General features: G+C 59.0%; 10 protein-coding genes. 4 read left to right on the top strand and 6 right to left on the bottom strand.

The genetic code is table 11. The annotated features are described in order from the left end of the window. Nucleotides 1–20: 20 nt before the first annotated feature. Genes QTO31_RS12065 through gmhB form a run of 4 tightly spaced genes read right to left on the bottom strand, consistent with a single transcriptional unit; the run spans nucleotide 21 to nucleotide 6,105 of the window. Complete coding sequence (locus QTO31_RS12065) at nucleotides 21–1,973, bottom strand: hypothetical protein (RefSeq protein WP_301429252.1); 1,953 nt, start codon at nucleotides 1,971–1,973, stop codon at nucleotides 21–23. Between the two features lie 10 nt (nucleotides 1,974–1,983). Next, on the bottom strand, nucleotides 1,984–3,915 hold the full coding sequence (locus QTO31_RS12060) for a polysaccharide biosynthesis tyrosine autokinase (protein WP_301429251.1): 1,932 nt from the start codon (nucleotides 3,913–3,915) through the stop codon (nucleotides 1,984–1,986). A 12-nt stretch (nucleotides 3,916–3,927) separates the two neighbouring features. Further along, nucleotides 3,928–5,490, bottom strand: coding sequence for an efflux RND transporter periplasmic adaptor subunit (locus QTO31_RS12055; protein WP_301429250.1), 1,563 nt, complete (start codon nucleotides 5,488–5,490; stop codon nucleotides 3,928–3,930). 12 nt (nucleotides 5,491–5,502) lie between these two features. Then, the gene (gene gmhB / locus QTO31_RS12050; protein ID WP_301429249.1) at nucleotides 5,503–6,105 is read right to left on the bottom strand and encodes a D-glycero-beta-D-manno-heptose 1,7-bisphosphate 7-phosphatase; all 603 of its coding nucleotides are present in this window, start codon (nucleotides 6,103–6,105) and stop codon (nucleotides 5,503–5,505) included. A 181-nt stretch (nucleotides 6,106–6,286) separates the two neighbouring features. Here gmhB and QTO31_RS12045 point away from each other — a divergent pair, with 181 nt between their 5' ends. Together QTO31_RS12045 and QTO31_RS12040 are read left to right on the top strand one after the other, a co-directional pair. Continuing rightward, nucleotides 6,287–7,273 carry a GHMP kinase gene (locus QTO31_RS12045; RefSeq protein WP_301429248.1) on the top strand — a complete coding sequence of 329 codons (987 nt, stop codon included), beginning with the start codon at nucleotides 6,287–6,289 and terminating at the stop codon, nucleotides 7,271–7,273. A gap of 1,972 nt (nucleotides 7,274–9,245) precedes the next feature. Continuing rightward, nucleotides 9,246–10,682: a DNRLRE domain-containing protein gene (locus QTO31_RS12040; RefSeq protein ID WP_301429247.1), complete on the top strand. Its 1,437-nt coding sequence runs from the start codon at nucleotides 9,246–9,248 to the stop codon at nucleotides 10,680–10,682. Between the two features lie 202 nt (nucleotides 10,683–10,884). Here the strand turns inward: QTO31_RS12040 and QTO31_RS12035 are convergent, their stop codons facing one another. Then, complete coding sequence (locus tag QTO31_RS12035; RefSeq protein WP_301429246.1) at nucleotides 10,885–13,776, bottom strand: AAA family ATPase; 2,892 nt, start codon at nucleotides 13,774–13,776, stop codon at nucleotides 10,885–10,887. Next, entirely contained in the window at nucleotides 13,773–14,741 is a 969-nt protein-coding gene (locus QTO31_RS12030) for an AAA family ATPase (RefSeq protein WP_301429245.1), read from the bottom strand. Before QTO31_RS12030 ends, QTO31_RS12035 begins: the two co-directional genes overlap by 4 nt. A 233-nt stretch (nucleotides 14,742–14,974) precedes the next feature. Between QTO31_RS12030 and QTO31_RS12025 the strand changes: the two genes are divergently transcribed. Together QTO31_RS12025 and QTO31_RS12020 are read left to right on the top strand one after the other, a co-directional pair. Beyond that, on the top strand, nucleotides 14,975–15,403 hold the full coding sequence (locus QTO31_RS12025; protein WP_031461294.1) for a zinc ribbon domain-containing protein: 429 nt from the start codon (nucleotides 14,975–14,977) through the stop codon (nucleotides 15,401–15,403). A gap of 83 nt (nucleotides 15,404–15,486) precedes the next feature. Continuing rightward, complete coding sequence (locus QTO31_RS12020) at nucleotides 15,487–17,154, top strand: hypothetical protein (protein ID WP_301429244.1); 1,668 nt, start codon at nucleotides 15,487–15,489, stop codon at nucleotides 17,152–17,154. The last annotated feature ends 2 nt before the right edge of the window (nucleotides 17,155–17,156 follow it).

The raw sequence follows: 17,156 nt of genomic DNA, 5'->3' as shown, positions 1-17,156 counted from the left end.
ACTACTCTCTGGGTGCAATCCTATAACGAGGCGTAATCAGCGATCATCTGCTGTTGACCGCTACGGAGCCTGATCATCCGGTAGGTTTTGCCAGCGATCTGTCGTTTCTGGCCGGGAATGCTCTCACGACCAAGGCTGATCGTTCGTAGCCGCGTTTGGCGGTGCGTTTCAGGGACAAGCAGCGTCAGCGAGAATGGTGATGGCGGGATGCTGATCGTTGCGGAGAGGCGTTGTTCGTTCCAACTTATCTCAAGCCAGTCACTGGTGTTGCGGACATCGATAAATGATAGCCAGCGCTCGGCGGTCATAATCGGTAGTCCCATCCCGGCTGCATAGCCAAGTATTTGATCAAGCCAGCGTGCCACCTCGTGAGCAATTTGGCCGCCGATCAGAAAGGGATCAACATGACATTGGAGACCTAGCGCAGCTGGATAGCGATCAATACTGGTCGCAATCTGAGCTATGCTCTGGATAGCTGCACGTGCTCCGTCGAGACCAACGTCAAAACCGGTTTGAAACACCGGCATCAGGTGTTCATCAACCAGATGCGTTGCCTGCTGATACACATCGATGACCGTCCCATCTTCGCTCACAAAACGGAGCGGCAGGCCGCTGCCATTGAGATAGCCCATTGTCCACGTTCCATCAGGTTTGCGCACTGCCGGGCCGCTATGGTAGTGATCGAGGTTCATTCGGATACCGTATGCAGCTTGAACGATGGCATTGTCTACCCAGCCGCGCCAGAGGACGCGATGGGTGCGTACCGTTGGCGGAAGTGGGCCATAGCCGAGTTTGATAAACTCACACCAATGCCGGTAATAACCGTCTTCCAACCCGTCTTCAACATAAGGATGTATCCCGAATTCATGACCACGATCCCGCCATTCACGCACGTGATGTGGTCCTGGCAATGGATCATCGCCAGCGATAGCTGCCCCGATCAGCGGTGTTCGGCTTAGTGTCCAGCGTAGTTTGCGCGTTAGCCGACCGGCAGTATTTGCCGGTGGCGGTGTGTAATAGATCGATGCTAGGCCAGCATGGCGTTCGATAATGCTCAACCACTGCTCAATATGGCTCACTCGACTGCCGTGGGCATCGCCGGTAGCAATAATCGCACTGGCGGCGTTATCGGGGAAGTACCATAGCCGGGGTATGGGAATAGGACTCACCTCATCGATCATACGGCTTAGCAGACGTTGGTGTTCATCGGCCTGCGGAATAGCAATTCGTTCCAGATCGATCCAGTCCACAAAGAGATCACTTGTGCGCAACCCTTCCATCAGGTCGCGTTCCTGGTTTATCCATGCCGGATTGCCTTGTCGGATGAGCGCAATCGTTTGCGCCAGATCAAATGTCCACAAGGCAGCTCTGCCGGCGCCGATCTGGTGAATTGTCACTAATGGATCGCCATCGCTACTGCTTGCCACAAGCTCTGCGCCGCGCAGACGTACCCGGTCGTATACGGTGTGTAGTTGGAGGGGGCCAGCGATCCCGGTTGAGGGTAAAGGATAGAGCGAGTCGTCGCGTTGCACCACTCCCAAATAAGCGACACCAAACATCTCGGCCAGTGCTGGATCGGGGCGGATACCAATCAGACCACCACCGCTACGAACGAATTGGGATAACCATTCCACACTCTCTTTCGGCAGTGGAGCCGAACCAACGATGATCACCGCACCATTGATGTCGCTGTTAATCTGCCGCAGACTGATTTGACGGAGACCAACAAAGCCTTCCGTCCGTAAGATTTCAGCGAGGTAGGCAGTAAAATCCGGCTGTGGCGCCCGATCTTGTGCCAGCAACAATGGTGCAAAACCACGCGCTTGAGGTAGTGGAGGAGCTTTTATGTTGGTCGTAGGCGCCGACAACGGCCACTGTTCAATGCCAAAAGCCACCATTCCCCCTAACCCGGTAGCGGCCAGCATACCGGATAGAAATGCTCGTCGTGTTATCGGTCGCTGTACGTAGTGCATGGAATGACACTCATCCTCGTCGCCGACGGCTCATCATCGAACGACGTCGTGGCGGTCGTCTGAACGGTGCTGATCGGCGTTCGCCTTGCTGATAATCGATTATGAATGGTGGTTCACCAACCGCCCGTTCATAACCCGCTTCGGTGGCAATAGGTGGTGCGGTAACAATTGGTTGGCTGCTATCGGCTGGCGGGGTGATAATGACTCTGGGTGTTCTTATCTCTGCTTCAGGCGGAGAATATCGTTTATCAGTATCATCACGATGAGGGCCGGGCGTAGTCGCCGATCGCGCTGGCCGAGGTTCATTATCCGTTCGTGTAGCGTCTCTTGCCTTATTGCCCTTTCCAGGATTCAGCAACCGTAACGGCCCTACGCTAAGGAGGTGGTGTAAACTGTTGAGCGGCAAGCGCGGTCGTTCGGGTTTTCCTGATAGGGTAGATGTATCAGCCAGCATAACTGCCCCTAGCACACTGTCGGATCGCTTCAACTTCAACCGCTTCAAGCTTTGTTGAATATCCCGACTGCTGTCTTCGATGGGTTTTAGGGCCAGGACAACGCCGTCAACCATTGGGGCCAGCAAGGCGGCCTCTACTCCACTGAGCGTTGATGGGCCATCAAAGATCAAAATATCGGCGGCTCGTTGCAGACCATCGACTAGAGCTGGCCATGGCTGCGAAGGGGGTAGGGGATGGCCATCTTCGTCAGTATTACGGGCCAGCAGTAACACGTTTTTCAAGGGTGTGATGCGTAAACTTGACCAGACCTGCGCTTCACCATCAATCGTAATCGGTTGGAGGGCTGCACTGGGATCGGAAAACAGTTCACTGAGGATCGCCCGTTCGGTTTCCGCGTCGATCAACAGTACTCGATACCCCGACAGGGTGTAGCAATGAGCCAGATCAACGACCAGCGCACTCCGTTCGTCTGAAGGACGTGGCCCGCTGACCATCAGAATCCGCGCGTTACGGGGAAGTCCGGCCAGAACGATCTGGGTGTACGCCTCTTTGACGGCTTGCCGACGCTGTCTGGCTTCTTCTTCGTTGAGTTCGATCAGTGGCCGCTTCCCCGGTACAGTACCGAGAAAGTTCAGCCCAAAGCGGCTCCGCAGGTCATTATGATTACGCCAGCGGGTATCGATAATTTCCAGGCCAAAAGCAGCTATTATTCCTAGCAATAATCCACTCAGGGCGGCAATAGCGACGGTCAGATTTCGTTTGTTTGGTAATGGTGACGTTGGTACTTTCGCTGCCTCGAAGATTGCCAGACTACTAATCAGGCTGGTATTCTGTAACCGTAGCAACTGCGCGTAGGTATTTTGTGCTGTATCACGCGCCAGCTCCAACTCTTGGAGACGATTACGCGCTTCGCGGAGATCGGTAGCACTGGTTGCCTGAGCTAACATTGCCCGTGCCTGTTCAATCTGGCGATCAAGGTGATCTATTTCAGCCTGTGATCGGGCAATCTGTTCGTTAAGCAGGTTACGCTGTTCTGCCACTTTTTCCGGCGAGTTTGGGCTAAAACGAATTAATTCCTCGGCAACCGCGTTAGCAATTGCTGCTGCCCGCTGGGGATTGGTGTCGGTGATCGTGATGTCAAGGAGACTGGCTTGCCGATTGACGCTGGTCGTCAGCATGTACGTGCTAATCACTTGCCACGGGAAGGGTAGCTTGAGTTGTTCGACAACCGGCGCCAGAATGACCTCACGGCGCGCCATTTCAGCATAAAAACCGGCAACAGTAATGCTTAAGCCAAACGTCTGGGGATCAGGTATGGCAGCGAGGGACTCGCCCACCCGCAATGTCACCCGACTCACATAGTAGTCAGGTTGACGAAGAGTAAAGATCAGTGCCGCTCCGCCAGCCGTGGCTGCCGCCAAGCAAACTACCCACCACCAGCGCAACACGATGCGGAGGTAAGACCATATGTCGCTCCAGGTGAGCATTATGAAAGCTCCTTAACTACTAGGCAAAATCACCAGATCACCTGCTTCCAGGCCGCTTATGATTTCAACCTTACCATCCACCATCAAACCGGTCTGGACCTCTACCCGCTGCGGGCCGTTGTCACCTGGCACTAAGACATAGGTCCCGCCATCACGACGAATTGCCTCGACGGGCAACCAGCGCACGTTTTCGCGTTGGCCGAAATCAATGGTAACTAATGCCGGATCACCAACTGCTAATGGGATGTCACGGGCATTATAGACAATATGGAGTTCTGGTGTTTGAAGGGTGGACATGCCGGTAGGTTTGCGTACCACGCCCTGAAATGTGCGACCAGGATAACGGACAAAAGAGATTTCAACTGGCGTTCTATCAGGAATGCGTTCGAGATCGGAGCTATTTATCGAGCTGACGGTGATCTGTAAGCCTGAATCGTCCATCAACCGAATGACCGGCATTTCAGCTTGCACGGGCAGGCCGACCAGAGCATCAATGGCCGTCACTGAACCATCGAAGGGCGCATAAATCCGACGGGCTTCGATCTGCTGCTCGATCTCTTTGATCCTGAGTTCTGAAGCTGCCAGACTCTTCACCAGCGCAGGATCGGGCGTTGTGCGCTGCCGGGCAGCATCGAGTTGAATCTGCGCCTGTTCCACTGCACGCTGTGCAGCAATGACGTCAAACTGATTTGGCCCGCTGAGAAGCCGCTCAAGACGGGCACGGGCCAGTTCGACATCGGCTTCCGCAGCCTGCACTGCTGCAATTTCATTCCCCCGTGCCGTATCTAGTTCGATTTGGGCCAGCGCCACTGCACTTTCTGCGGCTTGCAGCTCAACCGCAAGCCGGTCAACGAGTGCACGTACTTCTGGCGTATCTTCCACCTCAAGGCGGGCACGGGCTTCGCCGAATGCGGCCTGGACGCGCTGTAATGCTGCTACGCGGTCGGCAAGTGCCCGTTCAGCGCGGGTCTTTACGGCTGAAGCGTCATTGCGCGTGCGGGCCAGCGCCGCTTCAGCGCGCTGTAATGCAGCTCGCGCCTCGGCAATGTCGCTTGCCGAAGCAGGAGTCGTGAGTTGTGCCAGTCGGTCACGAGCCGCAGCCAGGGCTACTTCGGCTGCCCGAACGTCAATCTGAGCACGGGCGATAACCTGATCAATCATTCGCCGATCTTGATCGGCATTGATCTGCGCCTGACGTAGCTGATTTTTAAGTGTGCCCAGATCGATTTCGGCTAAGAGTTGCCCGGCCTTTACCTGCGCCCCTACTTCGACGTACAGGTTGCGCAAAACACCACTCTCGCGAAACGCCAGACCACGTTCAAGAATTGGCGTGACCTGACCACTAAACTCACGCCGGTCGTGCAAGGTTCCCAGCGCAACGGCAACGGTCTTTTGTACCGGTACTGTCGTTGTTGCTGTTGGTTCGATTGCAACCGCGGTTGGTTCCGGTGTTGGTGGTGGTGTCCAGGGTTCAGGTGTCGGTGCGCCAACCAGCGTACTGATACTACAACTACTCAGCCCGAATGCAACACCTAAGATCAGGATTATGGGCCAGACAAGTCTTCGGTATCCCATACATTCTCCGGCCTAATGTGTCACTGCCAACGCACCGGTCAATGGTACGCCGACAGCCGGTACTTGCACTGCCTCTTGCCTCAGTATCCATCTACTGGCGGCCAGCAGATCATCGGCGATGTACGTTGGCTGAAACCGCCGCAGTTCAGTCTTCTGCGATTCAGCAGCACCACGGCCACTCTTGACCAGAATCGTCTGACATCCCATCTGTTGACCGGCAGCAATGTCGGTGAGGGCATCCCCGATTAGGAAGGTCTTTCGGCAGTCGATCTGGTATTGCCTGGCCAGCTCCTCGATCATCCCCGGTTGCGGTTTTCGGCAATGGCAACGCTCTTCGGGGGTATGGGGACAATAGCGGATGTCCTCGATGTTGGCACCGTGGTGATCGGCAATAGCTCGCAGCCGGGTATGAATGTCTTCCAATGCTTCCAGGCTCATCAGCCCTCGCCCGACTGCGGCCTGGTTCGTGATGATGAAGATGCGAAACCCGGCGTTTGTCAACAGACGCAACGCTGTCAATGCGCCAGGCAAAAATTGAAATTCCGCCCAGCTCTTAACGTGGTCTGCCCGGTTATAATTGATCACTCCATCGCGGTCGAGAAATACAGCGCGCATAAGCCCCTCCCCCTGGCGCTGCCCTGATGGCATAAGCAGACGATGACAATAGTGACATAAGTACAGTACACGTTGTTGCTGACGATATGCTAACAAAAATGAAGGGGATTTATAAAAATCCTGTCAGCTTCATCTGCTAATGTGCGTGCATGCAAAGGATGACGTTGATAGGGGGGAAGGTATGATCATCTCACGCACGCCGTTGCGCGTCAGTTTCGTTGGCGGTGGTAGTGATTTACCGGCGTACTACCGTCATGAACCAGGCGCAGTTGTCAGCACTGCGATTAACAAGTATATCTACATCACGGTAAACGAGAAGTTTGATCGGCAGATTCGGGCCAGTTATTCGGTAACCGAAATTGTTGAGCAGGTTGATGAACTCAAACACCAACTGATTCGTGAGGCATTACGGTTGGTTGGTCGCACTCACTCCATCGAGATTACTTCAATCTCCGATATTCCCTCCCAAGGCACTGGTCTTGGTTCATCGAGTACCTATACCGTTGGCCTGTTGAATGCGCTCTACGCCTTTGTTGGCCGTTTCGCCGGTGCCGAACGGTTGGCACGAGAGGCATGTTACATTGAAATCGAGCGCTGCGGTGCTCCTATCGGTAAGCAGGATCAATACATTGCAGCATTTGGCGGTTTTCAGTTTATTCAATTTAATCCTGATGAGACGGTGTTTGTCGATCCGATCATCTGTCAGAGCGAGACGAAGCGCTTGTTGCAGCAGCGCTTACTGATGTTGTATACCGGTGCCACCCGTAAAGCCGATGATGTGTTGCGTGAACAGCGGGAAAACACTGAACGCGACGTGTCGCGACGGCGCCATTTGCGCCGTATGGTAGAGCTGGCGCACGATCTCCGCATTGCCCTGCATCACGATAATCTTGATGCGTTCGGCGAGATTTTACACGAGGGCTGGATGCGCAAACGCGAATTGGCCAGCAGCATCTCTAATTCCCAGATTGATGATTGGTACGAGCGTGCCCGTGCTGCTGGCGCTATTGGCGGTAAAATCTTGGGCGCTGGTGGTGGTGGCTTCTTACTCCTCTATGCGCCCGAAGAACGCCACCCGGCGATTCGCGCCGCCTTGCCAGAATTGCGCCCCGTGCCAATCCAGTTTGAGTCACAGGGTAGTAAAATTATCTATGTTGAAGAGCGGTAGCGCTTCCTGGTAGTACGTGCAGGGTTGATCCAATGATGGGGGAACTACATTGGAGGTATTGTTGTCTAAGAGCATGATCAAAAACTTGGATGGTTGATGCGGTTCTGCAATGGCATTCCAAACGATAGGTACCGGATCGTTGCTGATGAGAACCGTTGGCAGGTAGGGTATGCGTCGCCCTTCCGCGATGGGAGGGGGGGGGCAACGTATTCCGTCCCGGTACTGCGGCGCACGGCTGGCGGCCCTCACCTTCCCCCCAGCCCCCTTCCTCTCCCCCGCTGGGGGCGAGGAAGGGGGAGGGCGCTCCCTCACCTTCCCCCCAGCCCCCTTCCTCTCCCACACGGGGAGCGGAAGGGGGGACGTGGGGGGGCTGGCGCGAAAGCATGGTGGCCCGCGCACGCAATGGTTGCGTGCTGGGAGCGCGGGCCTCTGGCCCGCATCTTGATGGATGGAACAGGGGTGCACTGGTTGCAGCGCTGGTACTGCGGCGCACGGCTGGCGTGCCCTCACCTTCCCCCCAGCCCCCTTCCTCTCCCCCGCTGGGGGCGAGGAAGGGGGAGGGCGCTGCCTTCCCTTCCCCCTCGCCCCTTCACCGCTTCGCTCGTCGCTCGGCGTGCTCGTTCCCGCACCGGTAGGGGCAGGTTTCCAACCTGCCCGCTGGGCGGCTGGACGCGAGGGCATATGAGGGGTGTCGGCGTCGCTCCCTCACCTTCCCCCCAGCCCCCTTCCGCTCCCCCGCTGGGGGCGAGGAAGGGGAGGGCGCTGCCTCCCCTTCCCCCGGCCCCTTCACCGCTTCACTCGTCGCCTGGCGTGCTCGTTCCCGCACCGGTAGGGGCAGGTTTCCAACCTGCCCGCTGGGCGGCTGGACGCGAGGGCATATGAGGGGTGTCGGCGTCGCTCCCTCACCTTCCCCCAGCCCCCTTCCGCTCCCCCGCTGGGGGCGAGGAAGGGGGAGGGCGCGCCCTCACCTTCCCCCAGCCCCTTCACCGCTTCACTCGTCGCCTGGCGTGCTCGTTCCCGCACCGGTAGGGGCAGGTTTCCAACCTGCCCGCTGGGCGGCTGGACGCGAGGGCATATGAGGGGTGTCGGCGTCGCTCCCTCCCCTTCCCCCAGCCCCCTTCCGCTCCCCCGCTGGGGGCGAGGAAGGGGAGGGCGCTCCCTCACCTTCCCCCAGCCCCTTCACCGCTTCACTCGTCGCCTGGCGTGCTCGTTCCCGCACCGGTAGGGGCAGGTTTCCAACCTGCCCGCTGGGCGGCTGGACGCGAGGGCATATGAGGGGTGTCGGCGTCGCTCCCTCCCCTTCCCCCAGCCCCTTCCGCTCCCCCGCTGGGGCGAGGAAGGGGAGGGCGCTCCCTCACCTTCCCCCAGCCCCTTCACCGCTTCACTCGTCGCCTGGCGTGCTCGTTCCCGCACCGGTAGGGGCAGGTTTCCAACCTGCCCGCTGGGCGGCTGGACGCGAGGGCATATGAGGGGTGTCGGCGTCGCTCCCTCCCCTTCCCCCAGCCCCCTTCCTCTCCCCCGCTGGGGGCGAGGAAGGGGGAGGGCGCTCCCTCACCTTCCCCCTAGCCCCCTTCCTCTCCCCCGCTGGGGGCGAGGCAGGGGGAGGGCGCTGCCTTCCCTTCCCCCTCGCCCCTTCACCGCTTCGCTCGTCGCTCGGCGTGCTCGTTCCCGCCCCTACCATACACTGACGACCTGATCGACGAGCGAAGCGTGGCGTGGGGAGACCGCTGACGGAACAGGAAATGTCACACCGCTGCCCGTGCTACGGAATAGGCGAGTAACCCGCATCTTCTTCACGCTTCTATTTCCTTTCCCTTCTCTACGCACCTCTGCCAGGCATGATGAAACCTTTGAAAAGTCCCACTCTCGAATTAGGAATGTTGACACTCTCATTGACGATACCGGTATAATTGAGGTAGATGCGCTGTCGTTGATATACCATTTGGTGTATTCCTCGTAAGGAGAAATCCGCGTGCTCCACCGCTCCTCATATAAGCAAATTGTCATCCTCGTTATCCTGTGGTGTGTTCTTCCATTCACGATTACAATCGCCGGTAATCCACCTTTTCGGCAGTGGGTGCCAATTGTTTTTGGGCCTTCACCTGAGCCGCAATATCTGATCAACGTCCCCTACTTTTCGGTAGCCAGTGTAACCGGTGAACGTTTCGATCAGATGGCGATCTTCTGGTTTGGCCAACTGAGCCGTGATACGAACTACACTGATGTTCGGATTGGTTATAACGACACGGATCTCTACCTATACCTTGCCAGTTTTGATCGTCAGCTCTGGTACGATACAACCCCTTCACCTGCCGATCTGACGGCCTGGGATGCGGCTACACTGTTGATTGATACTGCTAATAGCACCCGGCTGAGCGCTACCAGTTTCCGCTTCGTAGCCCAATTCCGAGGTGATGCTGTCGTTGATCCAGCTTACCAGTTAAGCCAGAGTGCGAGCGGTGGAAGTTGGTCAACGACGACGGTTGCCTTCCATTCAATTCCCGGCTGGCGTGGTGATCGATTGAACGATAACAATGATAGCGAAGATCGGGGCTGGGCAATGACCTTTCGGATACCGTTTGCCAGCCTTGGGCTGAGTGGACGACCAGCCGATGGGACGCGCTGGCGAATAGCGCTGATCGTCCACGACCGCGACAATGCCGCCGGGAATCCGGCAATCCCAGACCAGTCGTGGCCGCCAGGACTGAATGCTGATGTGCCATCTACATGGGGCGGTATCAGGTTTGGTCTCCCGACGTATACGCCTCCGGCCACCGGTTCAGTTCAGGAGTTTCAGATTCGCCATCGCTTGAATGGAGTCACTGTGGTTGATGCCGGGATTGGTGGGGTTAATTCCTATATGTGCGACGATAGCGGCGATTACTGGAATACCTGGGGGAATCGCCCGCCACCTTCAGAACAGGGTGACGTTAGTATTCAGAATCAATCGGATATTGCCGACTGGCCCTGCTTCGCGAAGTACTATATCACCTTTCCGCTCAACACCTTACCAGCAGGTCGTACCGTTATTTCAGCCAGGTTGATTCTGAGCCAGATGGGGAATGCCGAACCCAGTCAGGCCCAACGTTCTCTGATCCAGGCTTTACTGGTTGGTGAAGATTGGAACCCGACTACCATCACCTGGAACAATGCGCCCTTGGTACGTGAAAATGTTGGTTCAGGCTGGGTTGATCCAATTCCGCAATTTCCAGGCTGGAACAACCTTCCCAAGCGTGAGATTGATGTGACGTGGGGATTCGTTCAGGCTTATACTCGTGGTCAACCGATCCGGCTGGCCCTCTATTCTGCCGATAGTGCGTATCACAGCGGAAAATACTTCGTTTCCAGCAACACCGGTGATTGGAACGCCGAGAATCGTCCGACATTAGTTGTGCGACTGTCTCCGTAGCTAGTAGGAACGGAGGGGGCTGGGGGGAACTGCAGAACGGGCACAGCATCGCTGTGGCCCTACCTTCCACGCCCCTGGTGGGAGAAGAGGGTGCCGAGGGGAAAGGGAAGGGCCGTTCTCCCCCTTACTCTCCCCCTGGTGGGAGAGGAAGGGGGCTGGGGGGAAGGAGAGGGGGAACCACCCACCGTATCACCGAGAACAGCTACTGTTCCCCTCCGCCCATCTCCACCCAGCGCCGGAACAGTTCGACGGTGTAGCGCCACTGCCCATCGTGATGGTGCACCACGTCGTGGCGGCATAGAGTCTGGAGCGCCTGATCGACCGTGCGATCCGGCAACCCACTGATCTCGCACAGCCGGGCAAACGGCAGCCCATCGGGGTGCGGCGCCAGGCAGCGCAGAATGGTCTGCTGCTCCGGCGCGCCATGCTGCGCCTGCCCCCATACACCGGTGAAGTAGTAGCGCGCCTGGTGATAGAAATCGGTGGTGATCACTGCTTCGACATCGGCGCGCCGGAAGCGTGGCTCCTGCGCCTTGCCCTGCTCGAAGGAGAGTGTGTTGAACCGGCTGACCAGCCGATGCCCGATCAGTTGCACCAGGTACGGCTGCCCGCCGGTCAGTTCCCAGATATGGTCAAGCGCCTCACGCTCGTAATCCAGCGCAAACTCCGGGTCGGGCGGGTTCGCCAGCACCTGATCGACCGCGCCACGACTCAGGAAGCTGACCTTGACCGGAATGACACTGGCGAAGAACGGCTGAAAATAGTCGCTGCTCATCTCTTCAAGGGTGTGCAGCCCGGCAAAGGCGAACGCAATCCGTTCGTCCATCTGGATGTAGCCGCGCAACGTCTTCAGGATGTCGGTCGGCAGTCTGTCGTTGGTGATCCACTCTTCCAGTTGCTCAAACTCGTCGAGTGCGATGATCAGGCGCTGCTCGTTTAGTATTGCGCTGACCTGCTTCAGGTAGCGTTCAAACGCCAGTTCGGGCCGCCGATCAAACGCCGCGTCGTCAATCGGGGGCGCAGGCAACTGCCTGTGCTGGAGGGTATCGGCGATGCTGTCAGCCAGTTTCACAAACAGATCAACGGCACCGTTGCGCAGATCGCCGAGCAACAGAAGATTGACATACGCAACATGCACCCGGCTCCCCAACCGCCCATCCAGGTTGCGCAGGATCGAGGTTTTCCCCATGCGCCGGTGCCCGAAGATCACCACCGACGGCGGGTTGGCGCTGCCGTACCAGAGTTCTTCAAGCCGGCGCAACACATCGTCGCGCCCTACCAGTCTATTTCCGGGCACCGGATCACCGATGATATAGGGGTTGCGCACCGGCTGCGTCGGCGTCGCCTGCCCAACCTCGGCCGTCGTATTGAGCAACAGATCGCGCCAGGTCGTGGCAATCGTGCGCACCAGTTCCCGTTCCGCCCGTGGTATCTGCTCGATTCCGGTCAGAACCTCGTTCACCTCAGCCAGCGCCCGGTTCAGCGCCTGCGAACGCACCACCCGCGACACGCTCATCTGCACCGTGTGCGCCTCCTGCGCCGCCCGCCGCAGCCGCGCCAGCGCGGGCCACGATGCGCGCTGCGCCAGTGGATCGCCGTCCGGCGGTTGGGTGGCGGTCAGAAACGATTCATCTCCGCCCAGGGCTGCCAGATCGTCGAACCTGTGGCATTGCTGCGCCAGCGCCAGCGTGCTGGCCAGCCGATAACACGCTTCACCGCCCGCCAGATCGCGCACCACGGCAAACGCCTGCGCCGCCTGCGCCGCGTCGTTCTGCGAAAGGAACCAGAACCCGGCGCAGGCTGCTCGCGCCGACGTGTCCAGCACCGGTGTCAGCGGGAAACGATCCATCCAGCGCTGTTTGAAAGGCAGGAGAAGAAAGTCATGAATTGCTTCACGCCAGAGCGCACGACGCAGTGGAACGGCGCCGAATCGCACCAGATCCCAATCAAATGGATCGCGGGCCAGTTCGGCGGCTGCCGGGATGATCTGCGCTGCTGGCAGGCGGGCCAGCGCCCAATTGACCGCCGCTACCGCCGGGATGAATTGAAGGCTGTACGCCAGAATCTGATTGACATTGTGGACGCCGGCGCTCCAGTCGCGCATCAACCAGCGCTCCAATCGCGCCCGCAGACCGGGGATCGGGATGACCGTCATCCGCGGCAGCCACGGTCGCTGTAATAGAGTGCGACGTGACCAGATGAGCCACGTTGGCAGCGCCAGCAGCAGGTAATCGGGCAGGCGCAGTACCGCTACGCCGACCGCCACGCCGAATGCCACGCCGACCGCCACGCCGAATACCACGCCGCCCGCCACGCCGACCACCACGCCGACCACCACGCCGAATACCACGCCGACCGCCACGCCGACCGCCACGCCGAATGCCACGCCGAATGCCACGTCGAACGCCACGCCGCCCGCCACGCCGCCCGCCACGCCGCCCGCCACGCCGACCACCACGCCGAATACCACGTTGACCGCCACGGTGCCCGCCACGCCGCCCGCCACGTCGAATACCACGCCGAATGCCACGCCGAATGTCACGCCGCCCGCCACGCCGAACGCCACGCCGCCCGCCACGCCGCCCGCCACGCCGCCCGCCACGCCGCCCGCCACGTCGAATACCACGCCGAACGCCACGCCGAACGCCACGCCGCCCGCCACGCCGCCCGCCACGCCGACCGCCACGCCGAACCAGTCTATCGACACGCCCACCCCTTGCAGGGCAGTCGCAACCCCGAATGGCTGATGCCACACATCCCACACATCCACATCCCACACATCGCCCGTATCATCAACTATCGACACGCCCACCCCTTGCAGGGCAGTCGCAACTGCTGGTGGGATGAACAGTATCAGAAACAGCCCCATCAGCGCCAGATCGCGCCGTACCGGATCACGTTGGATGACCATCCATACCTCAAGTCCGGTTACGTCGCGGTACTGCGGATCGGCGAAAGTCTGCTCATACCAGCGCAGCGCCTGCGGGAAGAAGAAGACCCAATACAACAGGCGCAAGTAGTCGAGCGGGTTCCAGGGTTGTAGTCGGCGCCGGAGGCGGGGCGCCAGGTCGAGACGGGGCACAGGTTCGCTCATACGTCACCACTTGTTTTCGTCCGGTACAGGTTGAAGGCGGACTGCATCAGGCGCAACGGCAGGCCATTGCTGCTGCGCACCAGAAGCTCGATCTCACCATCGCTGAAGTGCACCGGCGTGCCACTCAGCCGCTGCTGAATGAACGTCCGCGCAGTAGCATTATTCCAGGGTTTCACATTGATCTGCTGGCAGATACCGGCCAGCGGCGAGGTGTTCAGTTCGCTGTCGGGAAAGAGCCGGTCGAGCGGCGAGCGAGCCACCAGCGCCAGTTTGAAGGGCGCATGCTCGCCTTCAGCCAGCCCGCGCAGTTCGGCGCGCAGATTGTGACTGAAGCCGTCCCAGGTCATCTTTTCGATTTCGTCGAGTAAGAGCAACAAGCGTCGCCCGCGCAGCGCACGTTCTAACTTCCAGCCACCTTGCACCGTAGCGATCCCTGCCTCTTCGCAGAGCGCCTCGTAATAGTCATCTTCGCTGTGCAATTTCTGCATATCGAGCAGGATCGGCGTTCGCCCCAGTTCGGTTTCGGCGCGCTCTTTCAGCAGCGTCAACAGCGACGACTTACCGACGCCGCTGTCGCCGATGAAGGCGACGCTGCTCCCCGATCTGAGATAGTCGAGCGCCTGCTGCACCTCGCGCTGGCGGTCGAAGATGTGTGTGGGGTTGGTGATCCGCCCGCTGAGCGGCGTAAAGGGGTTGGGCGGGCAGACTGCCGGTGGTTTGGGCGACGGTTCGGTCAGTTCACGGGCGACGGTTGCGGCATTCCCCTGGAGGATGATGATCTGATTGTGGTCGCCGGTCACGATCACCGCGCCATCGGCGCTGCCGCCCAGGCTCACCGCCCGCTCGCCGGTTACAATGGCGATCTGACCGGTGCGCAACGCTTCACGCAGCAGGTCGAGATCGGCAGGGGTAACGATGCCGGACGTCAGGCGCTCGATGAGGTCCGTCAGGTGTGGGTCAGGCATACATCTTCTGGGCTATGATGTCACGAATGAGAAACGTGTTACTTCCATTATAGCACAGCGCCTGTCGCTCTCGCAGACATACGCTTCTCCCACAGCGACGTTCCGTGTTTTCATTCCGATTGACAGCGGCACGTCGCGGTTTTCGCCAGGACACCTGCACTCGATTCGGGTATAATACATCTGTCTACAACACATCAGTCGGTATTATCTCTCTTTGCCAACGAGGTGAGCGTATGGTTGAACGGATCTGTCCGGCTTGTCGCCATGGCAACCCGCTTGAAAATCGGTACTGCGGCGCGTGCGGTGCGGCGCTCACCGAACAAGATGCGCTAGCGCCACGTGAGCAATCGGCTCTGGCTCCGCGAAACTTTCCCCTCGCGCTTTCGCCAATGCAGATGCGTCAGATCGGTGCAGCATTGGCCCTCGGTGTCGCAACGCTGGCTGTAGAAGCCGGACGGGCATGGCTGCGTCACCGTATGGGTGCTTCATCGGCGGCATCGGCAATCACAACCGTGCCTGTACCGGTCGTTTCTCCGCCGACGGTGACAACACCGGTGAGCGTCACCACAACGATTATTAGCCAGCGTGTGGTTGAAATTTGGGAGCGCGGCGAGCTGGTGCGTCAGGTGGTTGAGCGTCATGTCTGGCGACGGGAAGAGTAATCTGGGAACCGATGCGGGTGCTGCGGCGTCATAGGTGTGGTACGATACTGATAACCGCTACGTCGTAGCAGGAAGGACAGGCAATGACGCAGGTAATGAACCCTTCGCCCTATCAGATAGTGCGCCGATACGTGCGCCCGCTAAGCATAAAATTGCGCATCAACGACGGTTTAGTGCTGGCCAGCCGCACGCTTTGGTTGGCACTGACAGTCTGTGTGCTGGTGGCGGCTGTTGGCTGGCTAACACCCATCCCCAATCTGATCTGGTGGGCTTTGATGCCGATCGTGCTCTGGCTGATGGTCATCATCGGCTTTATCGTATTCAGGCCACTTCCTCTGCGTCGAGCCGCACAGCGTATTGACCTGTTGCTCAATCTGCGCGAACGCCTCTCGACCGCAATTGAACTGTACGAGACCGGTGCCACGACACCGCTGACATCGTATCAGCAGGCCGACGCCTGCACGGTGGCGGCACAGCTTCATCCGCGGCAGCTCCCGATCAGCGTGCCACGCCGACCACTGTTGTGGGCGTTGTTGCCGCTTGCGGCGCTGATTGCCTTACTGACCCTTCCCAATCCAATGGAGCGCGTTCTGGCCGAACGGGCGGCGGTAGCCGAGATGATTGAAGAGGTGAACCAGCAGCTTGCCCGGTTGGAAGAGGAGCTGGCGAACCGCGAAGACTTGACGCCAGCACAGCGTGAGGAATTGCAGCAGATTCTGCGTCAATTGCAAGAGGAACTGTCACGCAATCCCGGTGATCGACAGGAGGCGCTGGCCGACATTGCCCGCGCCGAAATGCAGCTTCGGCAGCGGCTCGATCCGCAAACCGATCTCCGTCAGGCGGCGCTCGAACAATTGGCACGGCGGCTTGAACAACTCTCTAACAATCAGACCTCGCCTCGGCCAACGCTTGACCAGTTACGGCAGCAACTCGAAAATCTGGCAAACAGCCTCAATCAAATGAGCGCCGCCGAACGGCAGGCACTTGCCGATGAGCTGGCGCAGCAGGCGGCTCAACTGGCCGCAGCCGATCCGGCGACGGCGCAGGCGCTGCAAGATGCAGCTCAGGCCCTAGAACGAGGTGATAGCCAGGCAGCAGCCCAGGCGCTTCAACAAGCCGCGCAGCAGGTGAGGAATACCCAGGCTGCGGCGGCAAATCAGCAGGCCGTGCAACAGGCACTGGCCAACACTCAGATCGCTCGTCAGCAGATCGCGCAAGCCGGGCAAACCGGTCAGGGTCAGCAGGCTCAGCAGGGCCAGGGCCAGCAGGGCCAGCAAGCTCAGGGGCAATCGGGGCAGGGCCAGGGCCAGCAAGGTCAAACCGGTCAGCCTGGTCAAGGCCAGCAAGGTCAACCTGGTCAGGAGCAGCAGGGTCAGCCCGGTCAGGGTGGCGGTTCAACGGCTGATCATCTCGGTCAACAGCAGAGCAATGCTTCAGGAGATGTTGATCCTAACCGTCCCGCATCACAGCAGGGCCAGAGTGGGAATCAAGATCTGGTCTATCGACCGTTCCGTCCCTCTGGTCAACAGGGTGAACCTGACTTCATTCCGGGTCAGCAGAACAGTGGTGGAAGCAGCGAAGTGCGTCCTGGTCAGGGTCAACAAAGCGGGTTAAACAATCCTTCAGTTGTTCCTTACGAACAAATCTTTCCCGAATACCAGCGGACTGCCACTGAAGCGCTCGACCGCGGCAGTGTACCGATCTATTTGCAAGACCTCGTGCGCGAATACTTCTCGCGCCTTGAACCATAACA

This window comes from Chloroflexus sp. MS-CIW-1 (assembly GCF_030444705.1).
Taxonomy (GTDB): Bacteria; Chloroflexota; Chloroflexia; order Chloroflexales; family Chloroflexaceae; genus Chloroflexus.
This window is presented reverse-complemented; position numbering and strand designations above follow the sequence as displayed.